General features: G+C 70.6%; 13 protein-coding genes. 5 read left to right on the top strand and 8 right to left on the bottom strand.

The annotated features are described in order from the left end of the window. Positions 1-34: 34 nt before the first annotated feature. The 4 genes from EJJ38_RS17475 to EJJ38_RS17460 all read left to right on the top strand — a co-directional run bounded on the left by EJJ38_RS17475 (position 35) and on the right by EJJ38_RS17460 (position 5,273). Positions 35-2,668: a cation-translocating P-type ATPase gene (locus tag EJJ38_RS17475; protein WP_127091831.1), complete on the top strand. Its 2,634-nt coding sequence runs from the start codon at positions 35-37 to the stop codon at positions 2,666-2,668. A gap of 13 nt (positions 2,669-2,681) precedes the next feature. After that, entirely contained in the window at positions 2,682-4,466 is a 1,785-nt protein-coding gene (locus EJJ38_RS17470) for a PHA/PHB synthase family protein (protein WP_127091556.1), read from the top strand. 94 nt (positions 4,467-4,560) lie between these two features. Then, positions 4,561-4,845: a DUF5132 domain-containing protein gene (locus EJJ38_RS17465; protein ID WP_164738554.1), complete on the top strand. Its 285-nt coding sequence runs from the start codon at positions 4,561-4,563 to the stop codon at positions 4,843-4,845. Between the two features lie 8 nt (positions 4,846-4,853). After that, positions 4,854-5,273, top strand: a complete 420-nt coding sequence (locus tag EJJ38_RS17460; protein ID WP_127091552.1) for a hypothetical protein — start codon at positions 4,854-4,856, stop codon at positions 5,271-5,273. A 14-nt stretch (positions 5,274-5,287) separates the two neighbouring features. Here EJJ38_RS17460 and EJJ38_RS17455 read toward each other — a convergent pair whose 3' ends face one another. The 5 genes from EJJ38_RS17455 to EJJ38_RS17435 form a co-directional block, all read right to left on the bottom strand. After that, positions 5,288-6,439 (bottom strand): methionine adenosyltransferase domain-containing protein, encoded by a 1,152-nt coding sequence (locus EJJ38_RS17455; protein WP_245454307.1) that lies wholly within the window; start codon positions 6,437-6,439, stop codon positions 5,288-5,290. Next, positions 6,433-9,399, bottom strand: coding sequence for a cation-translocating P-type ATPase (locus tag EJJ38_RS17450; protein ID WP_127091551.1), 2,967 nt, complete (start codon positions 9,397-9,399; stop codon positions 6,433-6,435). The genes EJJ38_RS17455 and EJJ38_RS17450 overlap by 7 nt, the downstream gene beginning before the upstream one ends. Before the next feature lie 142 nt (positions 9,400-9,541). Next, positions 9,542-10,876, bottom strand: coding sequence for a porin (locus EJJ38_RS17445; RefSeq protein WP_245454306.1), 1,335 nt, complete (start codon positions 10,874-10,876; stop codon positions 9,542-9,544). Positions 10,877-11,020: 144 nt separating this feature from the next. Beyond that, the gene (locus EJJ38_RS17440; protein WP_127091549.1) at positions 11,021-12,559 is read right to left on the bottom strand and encodes a bifunctional aminoglycoside phosphotransferase/ATP-binding protein; all 1,539 of its coding nucleotides are present in this window, start codon (positions 12,557-12,559) and stop codon (positions 11,021-11,023) included. Between the two features lie 30 nt (positions 12,560-12,589). Next, complete coding sequence (locus tag EJJ38_RS17435) at positions 12,590-12,937, bottom strand: c-type cytochrome (RefSeq protein WP_127091547.1); 348 nt, start codon at positions 12,935-12,937, stop codon at positions 12,590-12,592. 188 nt (positions 12,938-13,125) lie between these two features. On the opposite strand from EJJ38_RS17435, the gene EJJ38_RS17430 reads away from it, so the two are divergent. Then, on the top strand, positions 13,126-13,668 hold the full coding sequence (locus EJJ38_RS17430) for a flavin reductase family protein (protein ID WP_245454305.1): 543 nt from the start codon (positions 13,126-13,128) through the stop codon (positions 13,666-13,668). A gap of 15 nt (positions 13,669-13,683) precedes the next feature. Here the strand turns inward: EJJ38_RS17430 and EJJ38_RS17425 are convergent, their stop codons facing one another. From EJJ38_RS17425 to EJJ38_RS17415, 3 genes are read right to left on the bottom strand one after another with little or no spacing between them, the layout of a single operon-like run. Then, on the bottom strand, positions 13,684-15,822 hold the full coding sequence (locus tag EJJ38_RS17425) for a 3-hydroxyacyl-CoA dehydrogenase NAD-binding domain-containing protein (protein ID WP_127091545.1): 2,139 nt from the start codon (positions 15,820-15,822) through the stop codon (positions 13,684-13,686). Position 15,823: 1 nt separating this feature from the next. Beyond that, positions 15,824-17,032 (bottom strand): acetyl-CoA C-acetyltransferase, encoded by a 1,209-nt coding sequence (locus EJJ38_RS17420; RefSeq protein WP_127091543.1) that lies wholly within the window; start codon positions 17,030-17,032, stop codon positions 15,824-15,826. 60 nt (positions 17,033-17,092) lie between these two features. Continuing rightward, positions 17,093-17,854, bottom strand: coding sequence for an SDR family NAD(P)-dependent oxidoreductase (locus EJJ38_RS17415; protein ID WP_127091541.1), 762 nt, complete (start codon positions 17,852-17,854; stop codon positions 17,093-17,095). Positions 17,855-18,071: the final 217 nt, after the last annotated feature.

Here is an 18,071-nt window from a genome sequence, read left to right as displayed (position 1 = left end):
TGCCACCGTCAGGGAGGATCGGCTCGTGAGCGTTATGATCCCGGACACGCAGGCGCCGGTCTGGCACGCCCTCGGTCTGTCCGATGCTTTTGAGGTTTTGGCGAGCGGGCCCGGCGGCCTCTCGGACGGGGAGGCGCAGCGGCGCCTTGCCCAGGACGGGCCGAACGCCTTGCCGGAGCCGCCGCGTCGCGGCCTTGCGGGGATCGTCTTCGCCCAGGTGCGCAGCCCGCTCATCGCGCTGCTGCTGGCGGCGGCCGGCGTCTCCGTCGCGCTCGGCGACCATGAGGATGCCGTCTTCATCCTGGTGGTGGTGGCCATCAACACCCTCATTGGGGCGACCCAGGAATATCGCGCGGAAGCCAACACCGCGGCCTTGCGCGCCCGCATCCGCACCGAGGCGCGGGTGCGGCGCGCGGGCGCCGTCCAGCGTATCGACAGCCGCGACCTCGTCGCCGGCGACGTGGTGGTGCTGGAGGCGGGAGACCGCGTTCCGGCGGACCTGCGCCTTATCCATGCCAGCCTCGCCCAGGCGGACGAGGCCATGCTCACGGGCGAATCCCTGCCCGTGGACAAGGCGGAGCTTCACGCCTTGCCCGCCGATACACGTCTCGCGGAGCGGGGCAACATGCTGCATGCCGGGACGCTGCTCCAGCGGGGGCGCAGCGAGGCCGTGGTGGTGGCCACCGGCTCCGCCACCGCCATCGGCCATATCGCCCGCGCCCTGGAGGCCCCCTCTGCCGGACTGCCGCTGATCCGCCGCCTGGACCGTTTCTCCACCGTGCTGGGCGTGGTGGCGCTGGCCCTGGTGGGGCTGGTGGTGGCCATCCAGCTCGCCAACGGCGTGGGGCTGCGGGAAACCTTCTTCTTCGCCATCGCGCTGGCTGTCTCGGTGATTCCGGAAGGGCTGCCCGTGGCGGTCACCATCGCCCTGGCCGTGGCCACCCGGCGCATGGCGCGCCGTCATGTCATCGTGCGCCAGCTTGCGGCGGTGGAGGGGCTCGGCGCCTGCACGGTCATCGCCACCGACAAGACCGGCACGCTGACCGTGAACAAGGTGGCGGCCCGCCGCCTGTGGCTGCCGCAGTCCGGCATGCTGGCGGTGGAGGCGGGCGCCGCCTTGCCGGAGACGGCGCATGACCTCGCCCAGGCGGGCGCACTCTGCAACGATGCGAGCCTCGATGACGGTGGCTCGGGAGACGCCGTGGACATCGCCTTCCTCGAACTTGCCGGCCAGGCGGGGCTCGACGTGGCGGCCCTGGCGCGGACCGGGCATCGGCTGGGCGAATTGCCGTTCGATGCGGCGCGCCGCTATGCCGCCGTGCTCGGTGCCGCCGGTGCCGGCGCCCGGCTCAGCGTGAAGGGGGCGGCGGAGGTGATCCTGCCGCTCTGCGCCGACCCCTCGCTCGCCGCCCGCGCGCTGGCCGAGGCGGAGGCCATGGCGGGGGACGGCTATCGTGTGCTCGCCGTGGCGGCGCGCGCTTTCGCCGAGGTGCCCGGCGGCCGTTCCGAGGCGGCGCTGGAGGCCGAGGTGCGGGGCCTCGACCTGCTGGGCCTCGTAGGCTTCATCGATCCCCTGCGCCCGGAGGCGCGCGAGGCGGTGGCGGCCTGCCACCGGGCGGGCGTCGAGGTGAAGATGATCACCGGCGACCATGCGGCCACCGCGCTCGCCATCGCCCGCGACCTCGGTATTGCGGAGCGGGCGGACGAGGTGGTCACCGGCCGCGACCTGGAGGCGGGCACGCGGCTCGGCGCGCGGGCGGCGGAACGGCTCGCCCGCGCGCGCGTCTTCGCCCGGGTGGAGCCCTCCCAGAAGGTGGAGATCGTGGAGGCGCTCCAGGCGCGCGGGCATCTGGTGGCCATGACCGGCGACGGGGTGAATGACGCCCCGGCCCTGAAGCGCGCGGACCTCGGCGTCGCCATGGGCCGCGGCGGCACGGATGTGGCCCGGGACGTGTCGGACCTTGTGCTGGCGGACGACAATTTCGCCTCCATCGTCGCGGGCATAGAGGAGGGACGGGCGGCCTATGCCAACATCCGCAAGGTCATCCTGCTGCTCATCGCCACCGGCGCGGCGGAAGTGGTGATCGTGCTGCTGGCGGTGCTCACGGGCCTGCCCGCGCCGCTCACCGCCGTTCAGCTCCTGTGGCTCAATCTCGTCACCAATGGCGGGCAGGACGTGGCGCTCGCGTTCGAGAAGGGCGAGCCCGATCTGCTGGACCGCCGCCCCCGCCCCGTGGACGAGCCTCTCTTCGACCGCCTGATGCTGCGGCAGGTGGCCATTGTGGGCCTCTATATGGGCGTGGTGGGATATGGCGTGTTCGCCTATGCCCTCTCGCTGGGCTGGAGCGAGGCGGAGGCGCGCAACGTGACCTTGTTCCTCATGGTCCTGTTCGAGAATGTCTATGTCTTCGCCTGCCGATCGGAGACGCGCTCCCTCTTCCGCGTGCCGCTGCGCGACAATTGGTGGGTGGTGGCGGCGGTCTGCGGGGCGCAACTCCTCCATTTGGCGGCGCCCTATATTCCGGGACTGAGGGACGTGCTGGAGGTGTCGCCCATCCGGCCGGAGGTCTGGCTGCTCCTGCTGCCGCTCGCGGCATCTTTGGTCGCGGTGGTGGAAATCGACAAGGTGCTGCGGCGCCGCGCGGGCGCCCGTCCGGTGCCGGCCTGAGAGGGATTTTCCCATGAATGCTCCCCAGAACGCCCCGTCCGGCTCGAACCTGCCGCCAGCGCCCGAGCCGCGCGAGGATTTCGCGCTGGTTGGCGAGACGCTGGACAATGCGGTTCATGCCGCCATGGCCCGGTTCACGGGTGGGCTCTCCCCCGCCGCGCTCGCCAATGCCTATGCGGACTGGGCCATGCATCTGGCCTTCTCGCCGGGCAAGCAGATGGAATTGGGCATCAAGCTCGCGCGCAAATGGGCGCGGCTGGCGCGCTATATGGGCGCCTGCGCCGCCCAGCCCGGCGCCGCCGCGCCCTGCATCGAGCCGCTGCCCCAGGACAAGCGCTTCGCCGCGCCGGAATGGCAGCGTTGGCCGTTCAACGTCATGTATCAGTCGTTCCTCCTGAACCAGCAATGGTGGCACAACGCCACCACCGGCGTGCGCGGCGTGACGGGGACGAACGAGGACATCGTGGAGTTCACCGCCCGCCAGATGCTGGACGTGGTCTCCCCCTCCAACTTCCCCTGGACCAATCCCGTGGTGCAGGCCCGCACGGCGGCTACCGGCGGGCGAAACCTGACCCAGGGCCTCTCCAACATGCTGGAGGATGCGGAGCGCGAGATGCGCGGCCAGCGGCCCGTGGGCGCCGAGGCGTTCGAGGTGGGCCGCGACGTGGCGCTCACCCCCGGCAAGGTGATCTTCCGCAACCGCCTGATGGAGCTGATCCAGTACGCGCCCACCACCGGGGCGGTGCAGGCCGAGCCGATCCTGATCGTGCCCGCCTGGATCATGAAATACTACATCCTCGATCTCTCGCCGCAGAATTCGCTGGTCAAGTATCTGGTGGCCCAGGGTTTCACCGTCTTCATGGTGTCCTGGCTCAATCCCGGCGCGGACGATCGCGACATCAGCTTCGACGATTACCGCCGGCTCGGCATCATGGCCGCGCTGGAGGTGGTGAATGCGGTTGTGCCGGGCGCGAAGGTGCATGCGGCGGGCTATTGCCTGGGCGGCACGACGCTCTCCATCGCCGCCGCCGCCATGGCGCGCGACGGCGACGACCGCTTCGCCACCGTGACGCTGCTGGCGGCGCAGGCGGATTTCACCGAGGCCGGGGAATTGCGGCTCTTCATCAATGAAAGCCAGGTGAGCTTCCTGGAAAGCCTCATGTGGAGCCAGGGCGCGCTGGACACGCGCCAGATGGCGGGAGCCTTCCAGCTTCTGCGCTCCAACGACCTCATCTGGTCCAAGGTGATCCACGACTATCTCATGGGCGAGCGCGAGCCCATGGTGGACCTCATGGCCTGGAATGCCGACGCCACCCGCATGCCCTATCGCATGCATTCGGAATATCTGCGGCGGCTCTATCTGGACAATGATCTGGCGGAAGGCCGCTTCGCGGTGGACGGGCGACCGGTCACGCTGGCCGACATCCGTGCGCCCATCTTCGCCGTGGGTACGGAGAAGGACCATGTGGCTCCCTGGCACTCCGTGTTCAAGCTCCATCTGCTCACCGACACGGACCTCACCTTTGCGCTGGCCAGCGGCGGGCATAATGGCGGCATCGTCAGCGAGCCCGGCCGGGCGAAGCGGCATTTCCGCGTGCTCACCAAGCTGGCGCAGGACAAGCATCTGGATGCGGATGCCTGGTGGGCCACCGCGCCCCTCAAGCAGGGGTCCTGGTGGGAGGAATGGAGCGCATGGCTCGCCGCCCGCTCCAGCGGCTTCGTGGCGCCTGCGTTGATGGGCAGCCCCGCTTATCCCCCGCTCGCGGACGCGCCGGGCGACTATGTGCGGCGGCGCTGAGGCGCCTGACCTGAATCAAAGCGAGACGCCGTCCGGCATGGGACATATGGGGCACCCCGTAAGGGCGTGTCTCCATCGCCAATCGAGGCCCACCATGTCGATCGCCCGCTATCTGGTCGCCGCCGTCGCCGGGGCCGCCGCCGTGATGATCGCGCCGAAGCTCGCCCAGAAGGGCCGCCCCGCCGCCAAGAAGACGCTGAAGCTCGCCATGGTGGCCGCCTATGAGGCCCAGGTGAAGGTGGCCCAGGCCGCCGAAGGGCTGGACGATCTCATGGCCGAGGCAAAGGCGGAGTTGATCGCCGAAGGGCTCGCCGCCGCAGCGGCGGAGGCCGCGAGTGCTTCCTCGCCAGAGGCCGCTCCCGCCGGCCAGCCGGGCTGAGGCCCGCCATGTCCGGCCCCCTGGATGTCGTCCTTGTCCATTCCATGCCGGGGCGCCTGCGGCTGCGCCTCGCCCGTGCACCGCTCTCCGGCATCGAGGCGGTGGCGGCGGAGCTGTCCGGCCGTCCGGGCGTGCTGAAGGTGGCCTATCGCGCGGAAACGGGGAGCCTTCTGGTGCTCCATGACGGGCGCTTCCGCCCCGAGGCGGACCCGGCCTTGCGCCTTGTGCCCGCGCGCCCGGGAGGCGCCGCCCCATCCCGCACGCCGGGGCGGGGCAAGGGCCTCGGCGGGGGCGTCGCGGGCGCGGCGGCCTTCTCCGGCCTCGCTCTGCTCCAGATGGCGCGCGGGCGGGTGCTGCCGCCCGCCCTCACCTTGGTCTGGTATGCGGTCTCGCTGCTGAAGGGCCTGCCCCGCAAGTCCGGCGGCTGAGTTCGCGTAGCGCCTCAGGCGGCGCGCAGTATCTGCGCGAGATCCCCCACATCTTCCCAGGGAAGCCCTCGATCCTCCCGCCCCACTTGCCCGTAGCAGGCCAAGGCGCGGAAGAAGCCGGGCGCATGGGCGCGCCCGTCGAAGCCGAGGCGCGCGGCCACCGCGCCGGGCCGCCAGTCCAGCGCCTCCGCCAGCGCGCGGGCGAGGTCCGCCTCGGGCCGCCGGCCGGTCCCGAACGTGTCCACGGTGAGGCTCAGCGGCTCGGCGCGGCCGATGGCATAGGCCGCATGCACTTCCGCCCGCTCCGCAAGACCCGCCGCCACCACGGCCTTGGCGGCGAGGCGGGCCATATAGGGGCCGATCCGGTCGATGCGATGCGGCCCCTTTCCGCACAAGGCGGAGCCGCTCTGGCGGGCGAAATCGCCATAGGTGTCGATCCCCGCCTTGCGGCCGGTCTGGCCCGCATGGTGGGCGGGGCCGCCGAACAATTGCGCGCCGCCGGGATTGATATGGACCCGCGTCTGCGGCGACGGCCCGAGATCGTGCTCCGCGAAGGCGGGCGCGAGCACCAGGGTGCGCAGCGCCTCCTCCAATTGCGCCGGGGGAACGGGGCGCAGGAGCGCGGTGGTCAGGCTCACATCGGTGATGGCCACCGGGTGGTGTCCCCGGTAGCGCACGCTCACCTGCACCTTGCCGTCCGGTGCGAGGGCGTCGAATGTCCCGCGCGCCGCTTCCAGGGCGCGGGCCAGCCGATGGGCGGCAGCGATGGGGGCAGGCATGAGCACTGCCGTGTCGCGGCAGGCGAAGCCGAAGGCGTTCACCTGCTCATGGGCGGGCTCGTCCGCATCAAGCGGTCCGGCGCGGCCGTCGCCTTCGGAGAAGCTGGTGAGGATGGAGGCCCGGCGGGCATCGAAGCCCGCGCCCTCATATCCCGCTTCCGCGATCACCCGCCGGGCGAGCGCGGGAATGTCCACCGCCGCCGTGCCGGAAAAGCGCGCCGCCACGAACACCACGCCCGTGGCGATGGCGCATTCGGCGACGATGCGCGCGCCGGGATCCTGCTCCCGGAAGGCATCCACGATGGCGTCGCTGATCTCGTCGCAGAGCTTGTCCGGATGGCCGCGCGTGACGCTCTCGGACGTGAAGATCATGTCGTCGGTCAGCATGATGCGGGCTCCGGCGGGGGAGGGGCGAGAGGCGGGGGCAAAGCGGCCACGACGCCGTTGGCCATGGTGGCGGCAGCGGCGATGGCGAGTGCGCCCGCCATGCCGCCCAGGCCCAAGGGGCTCAGCCCCAGCAGGCGGCGCGTGACGGGCAGCGCCTGCGCCGTCGCCTGGAGGGCGATGCCCCCGCCGATGGCGAGCGCCAGATAGGGATTGGCGGGCCGCCCGGCTCCGGAAAGCGGCCCCGCATCGCTGCGGCAAAGCAGAGCGTGAAGCAATTGCGCCAAGGTGAGGCCGTGGAACGCCACCGTCCGTCCCGTGGCCGGGACACCGGCGGGCGCGAGATAGCCGGCGAGGGAGACGGCGCCCATCACCAGCCCCTCCCGGATGATGCGGCGGAAGTCCGATCGCCCCAGAATGGGGGCGGCGGGATCGTGCGGGGGCACGTCCATCACGCCCGCCTCGGGCGCGTCGAGGCCCAGGGCCAAGGCGGGGAAGACATCGCTCACAAGGTTCAGCATGAGCAATTGGAGGGGCGTGAGGGGCTCGCGGATGCCCACCAGCCCCGCCCCCAGTACCAGGGCCGTCTCCGAGGCATTGGTGGAGACCAGATAGCGCAGCACCTTGCGGATATTGGCATAGGTGGCACGGCCCAGTGCCACCGCCTCCACCATGCCGTTCAGATCGTCGGTGGCGAGCACGATGTCGGCCACCTCGCGGGCGACATCGGTGCCGTCCGCGCCCATGGCGACGCCCACATTGGCGGCCTTCAGTGCCGGGCCGTCATTGATGCCGTCCCCGGTCATGGCGACGATGCGCCCGCGCGCCTGGAGGGCCTGGACCACGCTGAGCTTCTCGCCCGGGCTCACCCGCGCGAACACGTCCGTATTCTCCGCGATGGCGGACAGCACGTCCGGCGAGAGCCCGGCGAGCCGCCCCGCTTCCAACACCCGCACATCGGACCCCTCGGCGAGGCCGAGATCCTTGGCGACCGCATAGGCGGTGGCGCTCTGGTCGCCGGTGATCATCACCGTGCGGATACCCGCGCGATGCAGGGCCACCACCACCGGGCGCACCTCCGGCCGGACCGGATTGGCGATGCCCGTGAGGCCGAGCCAGACAAGGTCCGCCTCCGCGTGCGGGTCTCCCCCCACGTCGTGGACCGCGACGCCCAGCACCCGCAGCGCCCGCCCCGCCATGCCCTCGTTCGCGGCGCCGATGGCGCGCCGGTCGGCCTCGGTCAGCGGTCGCGTGCCCTCCGTCACGGCAAGGCGCGTGCAGCGGGCGAGAAGCTCCGCCGGGTCGCCCTTCACCGCCAGCAGGCGCCCGCCGTCCGGCCGGTCCACCAGAACCGACATGCGCTTGCGCCCCTCGGCACGGGGCACCAGTTCCAGCACCGGATGCGCGGCCCGCAGCGCGGCGAGGTCGAGGCCCTGGTCGCGGGCGGCGGCGATGAGGGCGCTTTCGGTGCCGGAGCCGACGATGCGCTGGCCGTGCGGCCCGTCTTCCATATGGGCTTCGCTGGCGAGGGCGGCGGTTTCCAGAAGGCGCAGCACCACCGGGTCGGCCGCGTCCGTGCCGGGGCGCATCAGGCGCCCGTCCGCATGGATTTCCGCCAGGGACATGGAGGGAAGGGTGAGGGTGCCGGTCTTGTCCAGGCAGACCATTTCCACGGCGCCCAGCGTCTCCACCGCATCCAGGCGCCGCACATAAATCTGGCGCGCCCGCATGTCCTGCACGCCCACCGCCAGCGTGGTGGTGGCGACCGCCGGAAGCCCCTCGGGAATGGCGGCCACCGCCAGCGAGATGGCGCTGCGCAGGATGCTCAGCACGGGCTCGCCGCGCATGAGGCCGAGGGCCGCGACGGCGAGGCAGATGACCCCGTTCACCACCACCAGTTCGCGCTCGATCTCCCCGAGCTGGCGTTCGATGGGCGTCTGGGGCGCCTCAAGCGCGCCGAGCATGGCCTGCACCTTGCCGATCTCGGTGGCGCCCGCGATGGCCACCACCAGCGCGCGGCCCTGGCCGCCGGTCACGGCGGTGCCCCGGAACACCATGTTGGCCCGGTCGGCGAGCGGCGCCGCGTCGGCCAGCAGTATGGCCGCGTCTTTCTGCACGGGCATGGCCTCGCCCGTGAGGGCGGCTTCGTTGAGGGTAAGGTTCTCGCAGGCCAGCAGCCGGGCATCGGCGGGCACCAGCGTGCCCGGCTCCAGCAGCAGGATATCGCCCGGCACCAGATCGGCCGGCGGCAAGGCGAGCATCGCGCCCTGGCGGATCGCCTTGATGGGCTGGGGCGCGAAATCGGCGAGGCTGGCAATGGTGCGCTCCGCCTGATGCTCGGTCACCGAGGCGATGCCCGCATTGAGCGCCACCACGCAGATGATCACCACCGCGTCCGCGAGGCCCCCGGTGAACAGGGCAAGGGCCGCCGAAACCGAGAGCAGGGCCACGGGCAGGCTCGCAAGCTGGGCGACGATGACCGCGAGGGTGGAGCGGGCGCGGGGTTTCGGCAGCAGGTTGGGCCCGAACCGGGCGCGCCGCTCCGCCGTTTCCGTGTCCGTGAGCCCGCCATCGTCGCACGCCTGAAGCGCGTCGCGCGCGGCATCGCGGCTGCGGGCATGCCAGGGCAGCGCCGCATGCGCTGTGTCCGCCGCCGACAAGGCGTGGGCCACTGGAGGGAGATCACCCGGTGCCCCGATGCAGTCCTCGATGAAGGCGCGCAGGGCTTCCGCGTCTGCCTGTGCGCCCGTTCCCGGCGCCGCATGAAGGAGGATGGAGCCGGTGAGGCTGGAGACCTCCACGGCGAGGTCCGGTCGGGTGGCGGCGAGGGCCACGCGCAGGGCACGGCACAGATCCGCGCGGCGCATGAGCCGCCGGTCGCGCAGGCGCAGGCGACCGGCCACGGCCACATGAACGAACACGGTCTGGACGCACACGGTCGAGGGGGCCGGGCCGGTTTCCATCGGGCGTTCCGCAGGTTCATCGCCGCGCCCGGAAACCGACCTTAGCCGGACGGGCGAGGGAAGACTAAGCTGCTGCGGCGGCCCCGGCCTTGGCCTGGATCAAGCGAGCCTGGATCAAGCGGGCGCGCGGCCCGCTTTCTTCTCAGAAGAAGCGCTGGGCAATGAGGACCAGCTGGTGCGCCCGCTGCGACTGGGTGGGCAGGCCATAGGCGGTCTGCACATAGTCCGACGCCTGATAGACGTTGTAGTCATATTGCAGGGTCAACTGGAGATAGCTGCCGGGGATCCAGTTGATATTGCCGCCGATATTGTAGTTCGTGCCGCCGGTGGAGCCGTACACGGTCTGGGCGAGGGCATCGTTGAAGGCGAATTCCGCATAGCCGCCGAACAGGACGGTGCTCCAGGCGGGTGTCCAATTGTGCAGCAACTGCGCCACCGCGCTCCAGCCCGAAACCAAGGAGAGCCCGCCCGTGGGCGTGAGGAAGGCGTCGGGCGGAGCGAAGTCGCCGGTCCAGTCCTGGATGCCCAGATAGGAGGTGGCGCCGTTGGCATAGGCCGCCTGCAGGTAGAGCGTGTCGTTGGCGGCGATGAAGGGCAGGTTGAACATCACGCCCGCCTGGAGGGCGTAGCCCCAGGTCTGCGTGTCCTCCAGCCCGCTCCAGGAACCTGCCACCTGGTGGAGCGCGCCGGACAACTGGAACTGGCCCCAATCGCCCGTCTGGCCGAAGACGGCCACGATCTCGGGCAGGGGGTCGGGCGTCTGATAGTCCAGCACCGAACCAGCCAGAGCGGGGTTGGAAGCATAGATTCCCGACATGCGGGCGACCGAATCCTCCAACGAGACTGTCGCCGAGAAACCGTGGTCCATCTCGAACGTATAGGCCAGCATGTTCAGGCGCGTCTGGTCGCCCACGGTGCCGGTATCCGTGCCGTAGACATTGGCATTGGCGTAGAAGTCGAAGAAGGACTGCTGGTGGCCGATGGTGAAGCCGGCGAGCTGGATATACATGTAGTAAGGACTGATCTGGGATGTGCTGGGGCCATCCGAGAATTCGTTGGCCGTCCTCCAGCGAAAGCGAAGGTCCGTATAGGATCGCAGCGTGCCGTATTCTGTCGCCGTGCGGGCGTCCATCACCAGGGAGGCGGTGGCGATGGTATAGGTCCGGTCGTTCTGCGCTGGCTCCTGGTTGTAGCTGTTGTAATAGGCTTCGTATTCCATGAAGCCGCCGACGCGCAGGCAGGTGTCCGTGCCGGGAATATAGGCGAAGCCCTTGCCCTGTGCCGCGCACTGGCGCACGCGGGCATCGGCCACGGGCGGCGGCTCGGCCGCCGCTGCGGCGCCCGCGCAGAGCGTCAGCGCGGCGCCGAGCAGAAGCGCCCCATGCCGGTTCTGCGGGAGCCGGAGCCTGCCCGCCAAGGAGCCGCGCCCAGCCATGTCCGTGCGCTCGCGCGCCCGCTTGAAAGAAAGCCCCGTCACAATCCCCGCCACCCGCTCAAGCCCCCGGTTGGCCATCGCCAGCCCGTGCCGTGAGCGTAAGTGATGAACAATCTTTCACGAATGCCGTTCATCCGCGATCAAATGTCGCGTTATCCCAGGTCGTTTATGGCGCAAATATTGCTTCTAAGTTGTGGTTGTGGCCCGCTCGACCTCCTGCGCGAGGTCGGATAGCGGCAAACCCGCATCCAGGCGCGGCCAGTCCAGCGGCCCCACGTCAAAGCCCGCCTGCAGATCCACCACTGCGGCCGTGGCATCCGAGGCATCATCGCGCCGCGCCTCCACCCGGCTGTGCAGGAGATCGCGCGGCGCCTCCAGCCAGACGCGGTGGAAGGGCGCGCCGTGCGCCGCCGCGAGATCCGCCAGGGCCGAGCGCTCCTCCGGCCGGGCATGGACCGCGTCCAGGATCACGCTGCGGCCCGCTTTCAGGGCATGGGCCGCGAGGGTGCGCATCTGCGTGTAGGTCCGCGCGGTGGCCTCCGCGCCATAGGCGTCCGGGGGCAGGCGCTCCAGTTCACCACATCCGAACAGGCGCTTGCGCTCGATGTCGCTGCGCAGATGGATCGCGCCCGGCGCGCCGCCAATGCCGGGGGCGAGCCGCGCGGCGAGTGTGCTCTTGCCGGTGCCGGACAGCCCGCCTATGGCCAGCAGGAGCGGCGATCCCCCCGGTGCGAGCAAAGCGCGGGCGGTCTCGAAATAAGAGCGGGCCTCGGCACAGGCGGTGTCGGCGCCATCAGTGGCGCGGCGGGCGAGATCCACAGCCACTTTCGCCCGGATCGCCGCCCGCAGGCTCAGGAAGAGCGGCAGCGCGGCGAGCCCGTCCAGCAGGGCGGCGGGCTCCGGCGTGCCCCACACATAGCGATTGAGCAGACGATTGGCGGGAACGGGAAGGCCCCGGTGCCACAAATCCATGAGCAGGAAGGCGAGGTCATAGAGCACGTCGCAGGTGGCGATGGCCTCGTTGAACTCGATGGCGTCGAACAGGACCGGCGCGCCGTCCACCAGCGCGATATTGCGCAGATGCAGGTCCCCGTGGCAGCGGCGCACCGCGCCCGCTGTGCCGCGTGCCCGCAGCAGGGGGGCAAGGACGGCCAGCGCCTGTTCCACGTCCGCGCCATAGGCGTTGACCGGGCCGAGCCCGTCGCCGGCCGTCATGAGATCGGCCAGGGTGGCGCGGGCTTCTTGGACGAAGGCGTCGATCCAGCGCGGATCGGTGCGCACTTTCGCCCGTCCATGGCTGTCCAGGATGCGCGCCGCGAGGCTGGCGAGCAGCGGGTCCGTCAGGCTTTCCGGGTCCAGGCGGTCGAGGGTCTTCGTTTCATCGAAGCGGCGCAGGTGAACGGCCCATTCCACCACCTCGCCCCCGCCGCCCAGCGCAAGGCCCTGCGGCGTGCGCGTGACGGGCACCAGCCCGAGATAGAGCATGGGGGCATTGGCCCGGTTCACCTCCATCTCCCCCGTGCAGGCCGCGTGGCGCTTCTCCAGGGTGGAGAAATCGAGGAAGGGAAAGCGCACCGCCCGCTTTACCTTGTAGGCGTCGGGACCGGCCAGGAAGACGCTGGCGGCATGGGTATCGATGCGCGTGACCGGCGCGCCGCCATGGGTGCGGGGATCCGCGAGAAGGGCGAAGACGGCGGCCTGGTCGTCGGTTCCCGCCTCCCCCATCTCCTCACCCTCCGCTGTCCGGCGTCCGGCCTATCGCTCCAGCCATTTCAGATAGGCGAGCAGATCGTCGATCTGCGCTCCGTCCAGCTGGAATTCCGGCATGCTGGGATGCCCGGTGACGATGCCTTCCGCCAGCGCCTCCGCGAGATTCTCCACCGGATAGCGCGTGTGCAGGGTGCGGAAGGGCGGGGCGATGGGCAAGGGGCTCTCGCCCACCGTCGCGATGGCGTGGCAGCGGGCGCAATTGGTCTGCGCGAAGGTCTGGCCGCGCTGGGCGCGCGGGCTCATGGCCTGGGTGGCCGCCTGCGCGGCCAGGGTCGAGGCCGTGAGGGCGCCGATCAGCGCCAGCGCCGACAGAAGGGTCGGGGGCAGTCTCATGGGTCCGTCACTCCCCTGCGCGTCCATGATGCGGGACATCCTTCGCTCGCATCCCGCGCCGGCTGAAGCGTTGCGCTGGATCAACCCAGGCGCGCCGTGCGGGGCCTTTGATGCACGTCAAGGTGCGGCGGCCCGTGCGTGCCCAAGGTTGGGGCATGAGGAAATCGCTGGCGTGGCCGGCGCGAGGGATGAGCGTGGCCGTGGACGAATTGCCTCTGGAAGAGGTCTATCCCCTGCTTGAACCCGGGCCGGTGGTGCTGCTCACCACCCGTCGCGACGGGCGGGCGAACGTGATGACCCTGTCCTGGCACATGATGGTGGACTTCGTGCCGCCCTATATTGCGTGCGTCGTGTCCGCCAACGATTTTTCCTTCGCTGCCATGCGCTCCACGCGCGATTGCGTGCTCTCCATCCCCTCCGTCGATCTGGCCGAGAAGGTGGTGGCGGTGGGCAATTGCTCCGGGCGCGAGACCGACAAGTTCACGCAGATCGGCCTCACGCCGCTGCCGGGGCAGAAGGTGACGGCGCCGCTGATCCAGGAATGCTTCGCCAACCTGGAATGCAAGGTCACCGACACCCGCCTCGTGAGCCAGTACAACCTCTTCATCCTGGAAGTGGTGAAGGCGTGGCACGATCCGGCGCAGGGATGGCCCAAGACCATCCATCATCGCGGCCATGGCGCCTTCGTGGTGGACGGGCGCACCATCCACCTCGATTCCGCCATGCCCTGAGCGGGACGGTGGCCTTCAGGCCGCCGCCGCTGCCGTCGCGGGAGCGAAGAAGCCCTCGCCCCGCTCCGCCATCTCCCGCACCACCGGGGGCAGGCGGAAGCGGTTGCCATGGGCGGCGACGAGGCGATCCGCCACCACCACGAAAGCGGGCAGGCCGTCCTTGTCCATGAGGCCGAACGGGCCGCCGAGATAAGACGGGAAGGCCCAGCCCAGCACCGCGCCCAGGTCCGCCTCGGCGGGGTCCGTGACGATGCCTTCCGCGAAGGCCCCCGCCGCCGTCACCGCCTGGATGGCGAGGAGCCGCTCGCCCGCGTCCTGCGCGCTTGAGGGGCGCGCCTCCTGGGCCAAGGCGGCAGTGCCCGCCCAGAGGCGCTTGCCCTCCGGCCCGTAATCGAAGAAGCCCGCCTTGGTCTTGCGGCCGAAGCGGCCCTGCGCCTTCATGGTGTCGTAGAGGGCGTCGGATGCGTCCGCCACATAGGCTTCGCCATAGGCGATGCGCGCTTCCTGCTTGATGTGGTGCATCACGTCGAGGCCGATCTCGTCGGCCAGGGTGATGGGCCCCACGGGCATGCCCACGGCCACCGCCGCATTGTCGATGACGGCCGGGGGCGTGCCCTCCGCCAGCAGGCGCAGCCCCTCGCGGATGAAGGCGTCCACGCAGCGCGTAGTGTAGAAGCCGAAGCCGTCATTCACCACGATGGGTGTCTTGCGGATCTGGCCCACATAATCGAGCGCCAGCGCCAGAGTTTCGTCGCTGGTGGCCGCGCCCCGGATCACTTCCACCAGGGCCATGCGCGGGACGGGCGAGAAGAAATGCAGGCCCACCAAGTTGTCCGGCCGCCCGCTGGCGGCGGCGAGGCCCGAAATGGGCAGCGACGAGGTGTTGGTGGCGAACACCGCGCCGGGCCGCATGGCGGCTTCCGCCGCCTGGATGATGCGGGCCTTCAGGTCGCGATCCTCGAACACCGCCTCGATGACGAGGTCGCAGGCCCCCAGCAGCGCATAGTCGGTTCCCGCCGTGAGGCGGGCGGCGGCGGCATCGCGCTTCTCGGCCGACAGGCGCTTCTTCTCCACCGCTCCGTCGAGCGTGGCGAGGATGGTCGCGCGGGCGGCCTCGGCGGCGCTGGAATCCACGTCCAGCAGCACCACGTCCATGCCCGCCAGCGCGGAGACTTCCGCGATGCCGCGCCCCATGAAGCCGGCGCCGATGATGCCCACCGTGCCCACCTTGCGCGGCGCGATGCCGGCGGGGCGGCGGGCGAGCTTGTCGGCGGCCTGCTTGGCGAAGAACAGGGTGCGGATCATGGCGCGCGGCACGGGGCCGGCGAACACCACGCCGAAATGCTTCGCCTCCAGCCGCAGGGCCTTGTCTATGGGCAGCCGCGTGCCCTCGAACACGCAGGTGAGGATGGCTTCCGGGGCGGGATAATTGTGCTTGGAGGCTGAGAGCGCGCGCCCGTTGGCGAGGCTGAAGGCGTCCATGAGGCGAGAGGTGGAGGGGGCCCCACCGGGCAGGGCGAAGCCCTTGCGGTCCCACGGCGCCTCGGCGGCCACCCGGCCCTCCTTCAGGGCGCGGATGGCGGCGAGAAGGAGGTCGTCCGCCGGGACCAGTTCATGAATGAGACCCGCCTTCAGCGCCTCGGCGGGCGAGAGGGGGCGGCCCTCCAGCATGAGGGGCAGGGCCGCCTCGATGCCGACGATGCGGGGCAGGCGCTGGGTGCCGCCGAGGCCCGGAAACAGGCCGAGCTTCACCTCCGGCAGGCCGAAGATGGCGCCCTTCGTGTCGGCGGCGATGCGGTAATGGCAGGACAGCATGAGTTCGAGCCCGGCGCCCAGCGCCGTGCCGGTGGCGGCCGCCACCACGGGCTTGCCGCACCGCTCGATGCGGCGGAAGGCATCGCCCATCTCGCCGATCTTGGCGGCGATCTCGCGCGGCGTGCCGGTGAGCACGCCCAGCATGGCGAGGTCCGCCCCGGCGATGAAGGCGCTCTTGCCGGAGGTGATGACGATGCCCGTCACCGCGTCGAGGCTCGCAAGGCGCGCCACTTCGGCATCCAGCGCGGCGATGAGCGGGGCGTCCATGACGTTCATGGAGCGGCCCGGCAGGTCGATGGTGATGACGGCGATGCCGTCGTCCAGCGTCGTGGTCAGCATGTCAGATCCGCTCGATGATGGTGGCGACGCCCATGCCCGCGCCCACGCACAGGGTCACGAGGGCGGTGGTCCGGTCGGTGCGCTCCAGTTCGTCGAGCGCGGTGCCCAGCAGCATGGCGCCGGTGGCGCCCAAGGGGTGGCCCATGGCGATGGCGCCGCCATTCACGTTCACCCGCGCCGGGTCCACGTCCATGGCCTCGCAGAAGCGCATGGAGATGGCGGCGAAGGCCTCGTTCACCTCGAACAGGTCGATGTCGCGCACGTCCATCCCCGCCCGCTTCAGCGCCTTCTGCGCCGCGAAGGAGGGGGCGGTGAGCATGATGGTGGGTTCCGAGCCGATTTCCGCGAAGGCGCGGATGCGCGCGCGGGGGCGGATGTTGGCGGCATAGCCCGCATCGCGCGTGCCGATCAGCACGGCGGCGGCGCCGTCCACCATGCCAGAGGAATTGCCCGCATGGTGCACATGCTCCACGCGCTCCACCTCGGGGTAGCGCAGCAGCGCGATCTGGTCGAAGCCGACCTTGGCGCCCATGTCCGCGAAGGAGGGCCTGAGCTTCGACAGATCGTCCGCCGTGCAATTGCCCCTGATGGTCTCGTCGCGCTCCAGCAGCACGTCGCCCACCGCGTCGCGCACGCTCACCACGGAGCGGTCGAACCGCCCCTCGCTCCAGGCATGGGCCGCGCGGCGGTGGCTCTCGGCGGCGAGCGCGTCCAGGGCCTCGCGGGAATAGCCCCATTTGGTGGCGATGAGGTCCGCGCTGATGCCCTGGGGCACGAAATTGGTGGCGAAGGACACGGCCGGGTCGGAACTCCAGGCGCCCCCGTCCGAGAGGATGGGGATGCGCGACATGCTCTCCACGCCCCCGCCGAGCGTCATGTCCGCCTGCCCCGCCATCACCTTTGCGGCGGCGAGGTTGCAGGCTTCCAGGCCCGAGGCGCAGAAGCGGTTGATCTGCACGCCTGCCGTTTCCTGCGCATAGCCCGCATTCAGCACCGCAATGCGCGGCAAGCATTGCCCCTGCTCGCCCACCGGCATGACTACGCCCATCACCACGTCGCTCACCAGCGCCGTGTCGAGGTTCGAGCGGGTGCGGATGGCGTCCAGCACCGTGGTGGCGAGATGGACGGGCGTTGCCTCATGCAGTCCGCCGTCCGGCTTTCCCCGTCCGCGCGGTGTGCGCACATGGTCATAGATATAGGCGTCGGGCATGGGTGCGGTCCTGTGGGATGGCGGGAGGCCCCGCGCGGGAGCGGGGCGTCGTTCCGGTGATTATTTCGGGGCCATGCGCAGCGCGCCGTCGAGGCGGATGACCTCGCCGTTCAGCATGGGATTGGCGAGGATGTGCAGCGCCAGCGCCGCATATTCGTCGGGCCGCCCGAGGCGCGAGGGGAAGGGCACGGAGGCGCCGAGGCTGTCCTGCACATCCTGCGGGAGGCTGGCCAGCATGGCGGTCTCGAAGATGCCCGGCGCGATGGTCATGACGCGGATGCCGAGCGCCGCCAGATCGCGCGCCACAGGCAGGGTCAGGCCCGCGACGCCCGCCTTGGAGGCGGCATAGGCGGACTGGCCCACCTGCCCGTCAAAGGCGGCGATGGAGGCGGTGGAGATGATGACGCCCCGCTCGCCCGTCTCCAGCGGGGGCAGCGCGGCGGCGCCGGACGCCATGAGGCGCATCATGTTGAAGGTGCCGATGAGGTTGATCTCGATCACCCGGCGGAAGACGTCGAGGCTGTGGGGACCGTTGCGCCCGGCCACCCGACCCGCATCGACGACGCCCGCGCAATTCACGAGGATGCGCGCCGGGCCCTGGGCGGAGGCGGCCTCGGCCACCGCGGCCTCGGCGCTCTCGGCCTTGGCCACGTCCACCTTCACGGCGATCCCGCCGATCTCCTGGGCGAGGGCGCTGGCGCCGTCCACGTTGAAGTCCAGCAGCGCCACCTTCGCGCCCGCCTTGGCCAGCGCGCGGGCCGTTGCCGCGCCGAGCCCGGAGGCCGCGCCCGTGACGAGGGCGGCGTGTCCTTCTACCTGCATGGTCCTGTTCCTCTTTTGAATGCGTGCATGCGTGGCCGCTTCCCCCTCCCAACCCTCCCCCGCAAGCGGGAGAGGGCTTTGGCGGGCGCTGGCGGACAGGGCGTTCCGTTCCCCAATTCGGGCGTTGTTCCCTCTCCCGCACGAACTCGGCTGCTGCCGAGTTCGGTTCCTGCGCGTGCCGAAGTCGGAAACATCCGACTTCGGTGCCGGGGGAGGG

Source organism: Aquabacter cavernae (assembly GCF_003993795.1).
Classification (GTDB): domain Bacteria; phylum Pseudomonadota; class Alphaproteobacteria; order Rhizobiales; family Xanthobacteraceae; genus Aquabacter; species Aquabacter cavernae.
The sequence above is the reverse complement of the archived record's forward strand: the minus strand, read 5'-3'. Positions and strand labels throughout refer to the sequence as shown.